7 protein-coding genes are annotated in these 12,774 nt (G+C 39.7%); 2 read left to right on the forward strand and 5 right to left on the reverse strand.

The genetic code is table 11. The features are described from left to right. Nucleotides 1-216: 216 nt before the first annotated feature. From JIG37_RS18875 to JIG37_RS18885, 3 genes are all read right to left on the reverse strand, one after another. Entirely contained in the window at nt 217-1,185 is a 969-nt protein-coding gene (locus JIG37_RS18875; protein ID WP_036973847.1) for a dihydrodipicolinate synthase family protein, read from the reverse strand. A gap of 168 nt (nt 1,186-1,353) precedes the next feature. After that, nucleotides 1,354-3,723, reverse strand: a complete 2,370-nt coding sequence (gene ygjK / locus JIG37_RS18880) for an alpha-glucosidase (RefSeq protein ID WP_199530077.1) — start codon at nt 3,721-3,723, stop codon at nt 1,354-1,356. A gap of 4 nt (nt 3,724-3,727) precedes the next feature. After that, on the reverse strand, nt 3,728-5,476 hold the full coding sequence (locus JIG37_RS18885; RefSeq protein ID WP_199530078.1) for an MFS transporter: 1,749 nt from the start codon (nt 5,474-5,476) through the stop codon (nt 3,728-3,730). A gap of 65 nt (nt 5,477-5,541) precedes the next feature. Between JIG37_RS18885 and JIG37_RS18890 the strand changes: the two genes are divergently transcribed. Continuing rightward, nucleotides 5,542-8,019 (forward strand): hypothetical protein, encoded by a 2,478-nt coding sequence (locus JIG37_RS18890; protein WP_051501958.1) that lies wholly within the window; start codon nt 5,542-5,544, stop codon nt 8,017-8,019. Nucleotides 8,020-8,420: 401 nt separating this feature from the next. Here the strand turns inward: JIG37_RS18890 and JIG37_RS18895 are convergent, their stop codons facing one another. Both JIG37_RS18895 and JIG37_RS18900 read right to left on the reverse strand, forming a co-directional pair. Then, a complete protein-coding gene (locus JIG37_RS18895) occupies nt 8,421-11,195 on the reverse strand; it encodes a collagenase (RefSeq protein WP_199530079.1) in 2,775 nt (924 codons plus the stop codon). Nucleotides 11,196-11,612: 417 nt separating this feature from the next. Next, on the reverse strand, nt 11,613-11,777 hold the full coding sequence (locus JIG37_RS18900; RefSeq protein ID WP_155950875.1) for a hypothetical protein: 165 nt from the start codon (nt 11,775-11,777) through the stop codon (nt 11,613-11,615). 159 nt (nt 11,778-11,936) lie between these two features. On the opposite strand from JIG37_RS18900, the gene JIG37_RS18905 reads away from it, so the two are divergent. After that, nucleotides 11,937-12,665, forward strand: a complete 729-nt coding sequence (locus tag JIG37_RS18905; protein ID WP_036973842.1) for a hypothetical protein — start codon at nt 11,937-11,939, stop codon at nt 12,663-12,665. Nucleotides 12,666-12,774 lie beyond the last annotated feature (109 nt).

Below are 12,774 nucleotides of genomic sequence, written 5' to 3' on the forward strand. Positions count from 1 at the left end.
AACCTAATATTAGACACTGGAACGGTGTTGTCTGGCGATGGAGTTCTAATAACTCAGGCAGATAGTGGACGTGGAGGCAATCGTAAGACTAGCCGAGTCAAAAGCTCGACTAGCGGTGTCCAACGAAGCGTCAAAAAAGAAGGTTAGTAGCTTAGGCTATTATCTTGGAAGCTCGATGCCTTTAGGCGCGAGTAGTTCACAGAACTAGACAACGAATTAGCCTAACAAGTCCAAAGCTTTAAGCCTCTCTCGTGCTATAAGGTATCTTGCACGAACGTCATCAATTTGCTGTTGAGTTAATTTATTACCGAAAGTACGAAGTCCACCATCCTTATCGTCATGATGAATTCCAAATGCGCACTTAAGGTACTCCATAAGTAGCGGTTGAGCATCCAAGTAAGAGATGGAATTCATAGCCTGAGAAATTTTGTTAGCCTCAGCCCATTCCCCTTTATTTACATACTCCTGCATCGTCACACTCGCTTTTGGAAAGATACAACCTACACCTGTGATCCCGCCACATGCTCCTGCTAGTCCGGCATGCACAGTGACAGTGTCTACACCTGCCAAAATTTTTGCATCTTTGTTTTCTAGCATTATCGTCTCAATGATTGAAACATCTGACGTCGATATTTTTAACGCAGTTACTTCAGGAAGCGCAGCAAGTTTTTTAAGAAGCTCGGTTGAGAGCGCATGGTAGCCAGCTGCATCTGGGTTGTTATAAGGCATAATTGTAATGCCAGCCTCTTTAGCGGCTGTTGCACAAAGCGCATAATATGCATACATATCTTCATCACTAGGTGCTTCTTTGGTTTTTGGTGGCATAACCATGACAGTATCTACGCCAACAGATGCAAGTTGCTTTACAATTTCAGCTATTTCTTCTTTCGTTTCTGCCGCAGCACCACTGATCAGTGGCACACCGTATTCTTTTGCAACATCAGAAAGAGCTTCAAGTAAAGAAAGACGCTGATCAACACTTAGATAACTATTTTCACCTAATGTGCCTGAGCCAACAAGCCCCCCCATTCTACTACCGCCTTTCCCTTGTACTTTTAAAATTTCTGCAGCGTATTTCTTTGTTGTATCAAAGTCTATTTCAAATGATCCAGATTCAGACTCTTTTAGCCATGTGAATACGGCCGGCATAACTGAAAAGCGCCAATCTGTGTTCGTTGTTTTCATCATATTTCCTGTGCTTAAAGGTAACTCCTATAAATATTAACACAAATAGAATATTGTATACAATATTCTATTTGTGTTAATTCTCTTGTAATTTGTGAAGCTTAAGCAGTGGTGATTAATTTATGCCATAGTGTGATTAGTCTGGTGAACTGAATTAAACAGTGCCAATTATTGGCACCATTTACCTTGCTTTTGAGCAATTAGTAATAAGTGTGCTGCGCTCCATGAAAAGTTAGGCGCTCCTTGTTGCTCACCATTAAGCGGATTATAATTCTCACGTATTGGCGCATTAGAAAGCAAACCATTGGCATGATTTAATAGCTTTTCACTTAATTGCTGAGCTTGTTTGCAATAACCGTAATGACTCATACCTACTAACCCAAAGTAAGCTTGATCAAGCCATACTCGTCCACGCCAATATATATCCGCACCGAAAGCCGGATTAGTCAGCGCAGCACTGCCAAGCGGAACGTAAGTATTAAACTCATTGTTATCAAGCATTGTTTTTACCACATCACTGGCCTGTTCCATACTCGCTACTTGATTAAACAACGGTGACCACCCTTCAGGACCTTTGCCTCTTTTTACTAAAGTCCTCCCAGCGCAACCATTCGCTAAGGGGGTATCTGCTATTTCAATGTCGTAGTAGAAGCCTGTATTTTTATCAAACATGCACCGATTGATATAATCCCTTAACTGAGCGGCTTGCCTTAAAAAGTAACTTGCTTGGTGCGGTAACTTAAGCTGCTTCGCTATTTTACTTAAATAACGGTTATCAGCAGCCATATAAGAGGCTTGATCCACAGATTCTTGCAATAATGAATACCCAACTAATGTACCTGTATCATTACGATTTTCTGCAAAACCAACGTGCCAGTCACCACGAATCCCGCCGTTTTTTATATAACGATTTAACTGTTGATTATTTATAAAACCAAACACAGCAGCATCATCACGACCAGATTCCCAAGATGCGGCTGTTTGTGCCGGAACTTTAATTTCTAAGGTTGCTTCATCGTTTAGGTAAGTCCTATAGTTTTTTAAGCCACTTCTTGTTCGCCAACCTGCCGAGGTTTTTACATTAAATAATAACTTGCCGTCACGAGTATTATGGGCTTTATCAACCGTGGCACCATACTCTGGCACACCGTTTTTATTATGATCACGATTGCGTAGCCACCATCCACGATAAGCAACTAGTTTAGGGTATATGTGCGCGAGCCACTGAGTATCGCCTGTATTTTCAAACACCTGCCACACAGCCCAAGCTGCCAAGCTTGGCTTAGTATTACGCTCATTCCAATTTGTGCCGTCCCCACCGCGTTTTGCACTAAAATTATAGGCCACTAAGTCAGGTATAAATCCAGCATCCCATGGCCTGACAGCATCGTTTGGCGTTATTTGATGCTCAAACACAGCATTCAAATTTTGTTTAGCAAGCTCTGGATTAAATGTTACCAGTGCATATGCCTGCTTGTAGCTATCCCAAGGCCAAGTTTGATTACCTGAAAACCAGCGACCGGTCACGGCAGGACTAACGGTATCAAAACCTACGGCACCAGCTTTACTGCGCCAATTTCCAATTAACGTTTCAACACTTTTTACCGCAAGTTTTTGTAAGGCTGGCTGCTTGTTACTAATTGGCTGTGTCGCTTTATTTATATACTCTTGCCAACGTAATTTACTACGTGATAAATAGTGTTCGGGTTGCTTTAAAATTTCATCAACAATCTCTCTTTCACGTACCACGTCTTGATTATTTAATAAATATGAATAGCTTGTGTAGAATGTGCGATTGTTTTTTATGTGCGTTGTGCTTGAGTAACTTAGGTCGTCATGACGTGTTTTAACCGCTAACGTTTTTTTAAGCAATAACTGTGAACTCCCCGAGGTGAGCAGGTGTCCATGCGCCCTTACTTTGCCAAAACTAATCGCAATACTATTGCTGGTGACTTGCCATCGGGGGGTTAATTTCGGATAAACCACAAATGGCGAACGCCCCGCTTTTTCGGTGCCATTGTTAGCACGTAAATGGTTTATAAGCTTTCCTGTGAAATGTAATGTAACAGGCTCAGTGGTTTTAATCTGTGTTTTAACTAATGAAGTGCGATTTGTCACAAAGCGCAAAGTAAGCGTTATGTTTACCCCATCACCGCTCAGCTCTTGCACTAACGCGCCGGGTTCGCTGTAAGCCCGCATTGCTAGCTTCACTTTATTGGCCTCATCGACTTTCATGCCTTTATAAACAGTCAGCTTTTCTAGATAAGGCGCTATAAAATTTAAATACTCCTCAGTAACAATAGCAGGCCCGGTGAACGCGCCGACGTTTTCATCTGTTGGTAGCAAATGTCCATGCCACGCGCCTAGATCAAAAAGAGGGCTAAAACGTTGGTGGCCACCTTGCTCAAAGTCCTGCATATAATATGGGCTTCCGGTTCTATCTATTAAGTTTTTATAATCAACCACATCACTAGCAGCAGCCTCACAATGACTGATTAAAAGCACGGTGATTAAAATAAACAGATTTTTAAAAATCATTTATTTAGCCCTTTTTGTATCGCGCTAATAAATAAAAACCAAATCCGGTAACTAGTGCAATGCCTGCAAATAATAGCCACATGATTTCGGGGGATTTTATCTCTTTGACTAGGTAACCATAACTCCACCCAGACAAAAATCCAGCAAATAAAAAGCCTAATGCCATAGATACAAAGTAATAACCCATAAACATAGCAGCACTGCCTTTTGGAGCTATGCTGGCTACATACTCTTGGCTTTTTGGAGAGGTGAGCATTTCACCAAAAGCAATTAATAATATAACCGTTACCACTACTAAACCTCCCAATTGGCTTAGTAATACCCCCGCGCTCATTAATAACAACACTAAAAAAGCACCTGCTGTGACAATTAAACCGCTTATTAGGACAGATATAACTTTAAAATGCTGGCATTTAACACTTACTATTATTTGTAACAGAACAATAGCTGCAAAATCTAAATTAATCAGGTATTCAGGGTTTACCTGTCGGTATTTAAGCCACTGCTGCGCCAATTGCATACTTTGCTCAGCCGAAAAGCTAGAAGCACTGGCTTGTTTAAAAAATAGCGCTATTTCAGCAACAGGAACATTAACTTTTAAGTGGACTAACTCTAGACGCACAGCCTCTAAATTTACCTCTTTGACTGGTGTTACACTATGAGTAGCAGCCAGTGTTTGCAGTTTGTTACTTAAAGCCTGAATATCAACATAAGCAAAAAAATCCACTGCTGATTGACTAAAGTAGCTCAAGATTGCAACTAAATCTTGAGTATCAATATAGTCACGTATAAACAGAGGTAGAGTATAAAAAAGTTGGTTATATACCGTCCAAAACCCCGTTAATATTGCTAAATATAGTGCAAAACTACGATTGCTAACCCTCACCGGTTGTAGATACCATTTAGACGCTTTTTGCACGCTTACGCACTTATCCCATAACCAGTTCGCAGCTAACCAAATCGTAATTAGTGAAAAAGCTTGAGAGTATGTTAACCAGCTAACTCCCCCCGTCATTAAAATAATTACACTGGTAAACAGTAATAATGCGAAACGGCTGTTACCCAAAACATGTTGAGCTTGCTGTAAAACCGCTGCCGCACCTATGCTGCTACGTAGTTTACTGCTTGACTCACGGTAAAAAAGCAATGGAATAAAATTAATAACAATCCAAGATGCCGACATAATAAATACCGCATCCCAACTAATAGTCCTTAAATACCCAGCCACTAACGGGCCAATGAAGCCCCCCAAATTAACCATAGTGTAAAAAATACCAAAGCCTAATCCTCGGTTACTGTCGTTAGTATTTTGACTAATAGTGCCTACTACCACAGGTTTAAAGCAGGATGCACCAAAAGCGACTAACATTAAAATCATAAAGAACGAATTAAAATCAGTCACTTGACCTAAGAAGTAATAGCTTGGCGCCATCACAACAAATGAGCATGTAAACATTTTTTTATAGCCATAGCGATCGGCAAAAGCCCCAGTGATCACAGGTAATAAGTATAAAAAAAACGGAATTATCCCCTGTACGGCGCCTCGCTCTGCATCACTAAATCCGACCCCCCCTTGCTCAATGGGTGTGGTCATATACACCGACGATACTGCAAAAAAGCCATACCAAGCTAAACGCTCAAAAATTTCCATGGTATTAGCCAAGTAGAAACCTAACCCAAAGCTACGCCAAGTTTGTTTATTTTTATCGGTTCCCTGCTGTGCTGCTGATTGTAATTGTTGGTTATTATTCATAGTTTACTTTTTCAATTAAACGCAGTATTTTATATTGCATACAATATACAAACAAAGCAACTAAAATGACAAAAATTATATCTCTCACATTATTAACTTTACTACTCACTGCCTGTCAGCCCACGCCTAATACTAGTGCGAATAATAAACCTGATATCGGCAACATAAAAAGCGGCCCAAGTAAAATGCAAGCAAACATTACCGTCCAGGGCTATACCAGCACACTCAATAATATCGATATTGAGTTTTTAGGAAAAACAATTCCATATACTTACAGCGATGGCAAAATAGGAAATAGTCGGGGCTACAACTGGTGGGTAAGTAAGCACTTTGCGCTAAAAAGTGATCTACCCAAAGAGAAGGTCACGCTATACTTAGAGCTACTTGAAATGGCATATCCACATTATGTTGCTTTATTTGGTATGGCTCCCCCAAATATTGAGCGCCAACGCATTGCAGTTGTTTATGGTAGTAGTCGCTCCCGTGTACGAGAAGCCATGCTTGATGATGGTTTTTTACGTGGAGTACATAAAACGGCCGGTGGTGAAACTATGTTTTATAACCGTGCCGGATATAATTTCCCCAGCCACCGTGAGCACCATCAGCGTTATATAGTTATTCACGAAACCATGCATGCTTTTCATATGGCATTAAACGGCCATTCAACGTGGGCACCTAATTGGATCACCGAAGGTTTAGCTGATTCGATTGCTCACCATGTTTATGATCCTAAGCAAAAACAACTCACCGTCATGGTATTTGATCGCGCCCCAATGAATTACATTGAAACCGGTTTAAAACAATATTACAGCGCAAATAAACCTACAATTGAAGAAATAAATGACGATCCAGCACTAAAACGTGGACTTAATTTTTTTATAATTCATTACCTTTTAAGCTCTCCTGAACGGGCACAGTACTTTGCTCACTTTATTGAAGAGCTCAGATTAGCGAACCCACACAGCGAAGCCACACTTTCAACAGCTAACTCACTGCTTAAGAGTACTTTTAAAAATTGGTCGGAAATAGAACAAGGTTTTGCTGATTTTGTAGAGAATATCCAGCCTAGCTTCCATATTGTATCGGGCCCTTGGGAGCAAGACGGTAACGCTTACTGGCTACGTAACACTCAATCGACGGCATTATCGCGGTTAGATATTACCCCCCCCTCAACGGCTAATCACCCAGTCATGGACTTTCCTGCTCCAAAGCCGAGTTCGCTCATTGATGTGGCAAATAAACACCAAGTGGCCGCGCTAATCGAGTTCGAAGCTGCTCAATTACATCGAGGAAAAATTGGCATAGCACTACAAGGAAAGCGTAACCAAAAAAACCAAAAATATCGCCGTACTTTTGTTGGTGAAGAGCAGGCAAGTGATGATCAATTGCTGATGCTGCTTATTGAAGATGGCAGTCACTTAATTATAAATGCACAAAGCTACGATAACTTTAAAGCAAAGCAAATAGCCCTGACACCTGAGATAAAAAGTGCATTAATCGCAGATAAGAAACTTGCAATAAACCTAACGCTCGAGCAAGCACAATTAAGCATTAACTTACACGCTCAACGTGGTAGTAAGAAAGTAACCCAACAATTTTCTATTCCCCTGAATAAGCAAATGATTGCAACACTTAACAGCGAAAAGATCAGCTTGTTAGGTCAAAATAACAATCATAAAATCACCCCTTACTTATTTAATCCTACCCCTTCTCGCTTGTTGCCTATCACAGCAGAGAATGCGCTTACAAACCCTTGGCTTTTTAAAAATTATGATCTACTAAACCGAGTTTTTAAAACCTGCCAGCAACACGAGGGGTTTATACCACAATGCGATCTTGAGTTGAGTAATATTTTAGCAAAATTACCCTCTATAGAGCTGCACGATGAAGCCAGTTCTGAACTAGAGGCCTTAGAAAGTCAATATATAGCCACATTAAATAATGCTGGTTTTAGTACACTTTCCGGGGTTAAATCTGATATTTATTATCACCAACAGAAGCCTTTTTTAAGAGTTGTCAATCCAACTGATTCCCCTTTAGAAATTACTGCACAAGTGACACTCACAAATAGTGCTAATAAGCCAAGCAAAACTCATCAGCTAAAACGCAGCTTGAGCTCAGGAACACATAATATCTCACTGCCAACAGAAATAAATGCTGATAAGGTTACTATTGCGCAAACTCTCAAATGGAAGTCGTTAACGCACCAATCTACGCTCTCAAAGCGAGTAACCCCGTTTAATGGCGTTGAGTTTAATGTAATTAAAACGAAAGAGCATGAAGACTATTGGTTAGTAGAGCTTAATTTATCTGGGCCTTATTCTGGAGATACAATTGGTGACATTATTCTAACCTCGACATCATTCGAGCAAGCCACTCCCGCAAAATCTCAACAGAAAAGTGTTGATTTAGCACCTTATGAACAAAAAACATACACCTTCAAAGTAACAAAAACTGACAAACCACAACAGATTTCTGTAAAGGCCATTTTAAATGTTGATGGTGAGCCTATTCGCCTTATTCAAGAGCTTACTTTGTCCTAAGCTTAACAATAGGACGACGCCACTTTCGCAAGAAAGTGGCTTTAAGCTTCTCTTTAGATAACCATTATTTAGTCCAGCGTTAACTGAGTTGCTTCCTTTCTCTTCATACTCAGCCATCTATGCCCTAATTTAATTACCTTTCAATGCACTCATCAATATTGAAGTTGTCAGCTTTATCGACACTTTTGCAACGTAAGTACAATTGAATGTTTATTTATCAACTTTACATCCAAGTAGTTCAATTTATAGTTAGTTTAAAACACCAGAAAAAAGATAAAGGGGGTTTTGACTTTGAATAAATGAACCTTTGCATTTGTTTCTTTATAAAAAAAGAGCCACCAGAAAACTGATGACTCCATTATATAAAGTACGTGAGATCACGCTTTAAGTTTATATATTAACTAAGGACACCCTTGACTGTTAAAGTCGACGACTAAGCTTGCACCAGTGCTATTACCTGCTACTTTTAGGTAGCCCCAGTATTCACTCTGGCCTGAAATATAAATACACTCTCCATTTCCGCTATTATTTGACTCAGCCACTTCATTGTTACCATTTGGCCAACCACTTGCAGCGTAGCTTAGACTTAAATCACCACTACCATTAGCGGTGGTGATGGCAATACCATTTTGGCCTTGAACATCTGCAATGCTAAACCACATAGGATCGCTATTACCTAGACAAATTACTTCGCCATCATTTAAGCGGCCACTGCTTCGGCTGCCTTGACTAGCACACACATCTGGCACGTTAGAAGTCACTTGGGTAAATGATGCTGTTAACTGAACGTTATCAAATGCATTATAACCTCTAACCATCACATGGTATCGGCCTACTTGTGCAGGATTAATAGTACACGACTCTTCGTTACCACCAATGTAAGGGCGACAATCATATATAGCTTCACTCGGTGCTGCTTCAAAACTTACATATAAATCCGCATCACCTGTACCACCAGTTAAATTAAACATAAGGTCGCTGGCGCCTGAAGGAACATCAAAAGTGAAATATAAAAATTCATCTTGAGCGCCACTGATGTTAATTGGCTGGTTATTCAATAGCACACCATCATCAACACTACTGTCAGCTTCGATAGTTGCTACTGTAGTGACAGTTTGGCTTGCACCTTCATTATCAACCACAGTTAATGTTATGGTGTATTCTCCTGCACTTGTGTAACTATGAGTAGGATTTGCCAGATTTGAACTGCTACCATCGCCAAAGTTCCATTGATAACTAGCGATACTACCATCGCTATCATTACTACCATTACTCGTGAAGCTTATATTGTTATTTTGCATGCCAGAATATGGGCCATTAATTTGTGCTATTGGTGGGGTATTAGTGCTCGTACCTGCAACTAAGTCATCGCACCACTGTACAAATTCATTCTCATAATTATTGGCCCACTCTACAGTTTTTGATTTATAGGCACTCCAATTACCAGTGCGGGTATGAGCCAACATAGCATCAAGTTCGTTGTTGTGACGTTCAAACATAAAGCGAACAGCTAAGTAACCCCAGCGATAAATTCGATCTTGATCAAATCCATCATAGGTGGTGTCAAAAATTTGCGCTAGTGTATAGCGCGAGCCATCACTAATAGTGGCTTTTGCAGCATCGTTGTTATTTAAATTAGCAACATACTCTGCAACCCCCTCTGACCACCAGACAATATCTTCTGTGGGTGCGTTAAAGTCACCATATAAGTCGAAACGGCCATCTAAATAGTGAACATACTCGTGCTCTAAGTTCCATACATAGTGCTCTGCATTGGCATAACTTGCTTCATAAGCTATAAAATTAGCTTGGTTGCCAGCTACAGATGGGTCACCTTCTAAATACATACCGCCATTGTTAGTATTTATACCAAAGATAGCACCTGCGTACTTGCTATAATCGTCACTACTGTCAAATATATTTACTTGTAAAAAGTTATTGTTGTCATCAGCAACAGGGGTGTTATTTGTGGCTAGCTTATTATGAAAAAGCCCTTCTTCAGCGCCCATAGCATCACATGCAGCTGCATGTTGAATAGCCGTCATATTTTGCGAGCGAATTTTTATAGTACTACTACAGCTATAATTTTGTGACAACACTTGTTGAGTTAGTTCATCAACAAAGCCACAAATACCGTAGTCATTACAATCTGCGTAATAACTTACAGAATCAGCTGCTGCAAGCCATACTGCATCACCATAACCAAAACTGTTATAGGTGCTAAAAATAGCTTTCAAACCAGTATCAACACTTTCTTGTATTGCCGTGCCTGAATATTGTTTTAAACGAGCTAGTTCACTGGCAGCGTTAACAATCAAGTATTGTGCATCTGAGTCTATCATCCACTGCTTTTGAGTAAATGCGCTTAGCTTAGCAACTAAGTCAGTATCAGTGCCGATAGCGGTTACAAATGCATCATTCCACTGGCCACGATAAAGTAGCGTGAAAATACCATTAACAGCACTGCGCATATTCCATTTTGCAGCATAACTCTCATTGAAGCGCGTTAACCACTGCTTTACTACGTTTAAGTAACGATGCTGCTGCTCAGCACTATCCATAGTTATGATAACTTCAGCAAGTGTTTTACCGTGTCCATCATTATCATCATAAAAGTGGCTATTGTTTACAAATGCATCTATAGCATCAACTACTGCAGGTTGTACCCAAGAGCTAAAATTCACGTCAGCATTATAAAACTCAACATAAAAACCCGCACGCAAATATAAAAACAGCGCTTCTAAATCAACATCTCCACCACCAGCATAAGTCTGTGAGAGTGACTTAGCATGATTTGCAACGGCATACATGTTATCTGAACTATAAACCTGACTCTGAATAGAAGATGGCGCACTAAAAAGTTCATTAATACAACTAGTACCTTGGCTTTTAAGTTCAGTGATAATTGTACTAGTGCTTGCACTTGCCATCGCAGCTAAATCACAACTGACAACGGCGGCTTGGCTGCGCATCATAAATTGATTAAGTTGTTGCGGCTGCTTTTGCAACTCAGCTATAGGGGCTTTTTCATTATGTTGGTGATCTACACCGTGATGATGTGTGCGCTCAATTTCTGCATTTTTTGGTGTAAACAAGCGCTCTTGCAGGTTAGCTGATTGAGCTAAAGAGCTTGCTCCAAGTATAGGTAGCGCCAGAATTAATGTTTTAATTTTCATAATTTACCTTTGATAATTATTGTTTTCTCTATCCAACCCGGAAAGAGAAACACTTTTGTAACATATAATTATCATTGTATACAATATATTTTATATTTAAATAACGATGTAAGTAGATCCTGTTGATGGTTTGACGAAAGAAATAAGGTCTGAAGTTAATCTATATTTCAACTAAGAAAACAAAGTCATTAAATATTTAGAATGAGAAGTATGGCTAGAAAGGACAAAGCTGTAGATATGCGTAAATGTAAATACACCCTAAACTAAAGATAAACTTGTATAATGTAAAAGTAACGAAATTAACAGCTCTTAAAATTAAAATAGTTTTCAGTTGGCCACACTCAGGTCATCATTTGTTTAGATGTTAGTTTTTACTATCTAGAAAAGGTAAGGGAGCAAATAGCGCTCTCGGAATGGTCAAGCCTGCAACTTAACCTCAGGATAGCAACGATTTTCATCTTTAATAATCAACCCTTGCCAACTTTCATATGCTGGGCCGCCTTGATCTCCTCCACCAGTTACAGCGATTACTTTACTGGGCAAAATAAATGACAACCCAAACAATATGGCGAATTTGTTCATGCAAAAATCCTTTAGTTTCTTCAATAACCCTCACAAATTTGGGGGTTATACGGATCTTAAATACTGTCCTGCTGGTTAATCAAATTTAAGTTTTTTTAAAAATGCGCGTTTTTAAACATCCTGTATCGTTACTTTTGAAATTCAAATTTGGAGAAATGCATGAAAACTTTAAAACGTCACCTATTAATCGCGATCACTGTACTAACAGTTTCAGCATGTTCTAGTAACGGTATTCATGAAAAAATTGAACAGATAGAAGTTGCTCACCAAAAGCAAGTTGATAAAAAAACCGAGAAAATGGACCAACTCATTAATAGTATTCCAGATTGGTACTTAGATGTACCACAATCTGACTCAACAGGTGTATTTGGCGTTGGATTCGGTTCATCAAACAAACCTCCTTTTGCATTAAAAGCAGCCGAGCTCAGAGCTAAATTTGATGTAGCAAAGAGCTTTAAACAGCTTATCTCTGGCCAAGAGCGTTCATATGAAAACCAGACTCTAGATTCAAACCTTGAGACTCAAATTAATATGCTTATTGATTCAATTGTCGAAGAAGTTAGTGTTGCCGGTGCGCAGAGAGTAAAGCGTGAATTGTATAATGTTGATGGAGTAGCAAATGCATATGTTCTTGTAAAAATGCCTTATGAAGAATATAACCGAGCAATACAGTCTTTGCGTGCTAAAACAGTAGAAGAGAAAGTGTCTGTTGCATTCGATGAACTTGAAAAGCGACTGCAGAATAGAAAGAGCGATGAACAAAAAGCAATTCAAGCCACTCACCAGCGTGATGTTGAGCTTAAAGAGCTTGAGATCAAAAAAGAGGTAGAGCTACGAAAAGCTGAGCAACCTCAAAGTGAACTACCCAGCGACATCGCTTCGCTCTGATCACTGGGCTTCTACAGTCTAGCTTAACGGCTAGGCTGCTTCTTTTTTCTCAGATCCAAAATCCAACTTCGATAATTCGAAGACTTTCGTTTTAACGGATTGTTTCTCC

This window comes from Pseudoalteromonas sp. bablab_jr010 (genome assembly GCF_016464105.1).
Taxonomy (GTDB): domain Bacteria; phylum Pseudomonadota; class Gammaproteobacteria; order Enterobacterales; family Alteromonadaceae; genus Pseudoalteromonas; species Pseudoalteromonas simplex.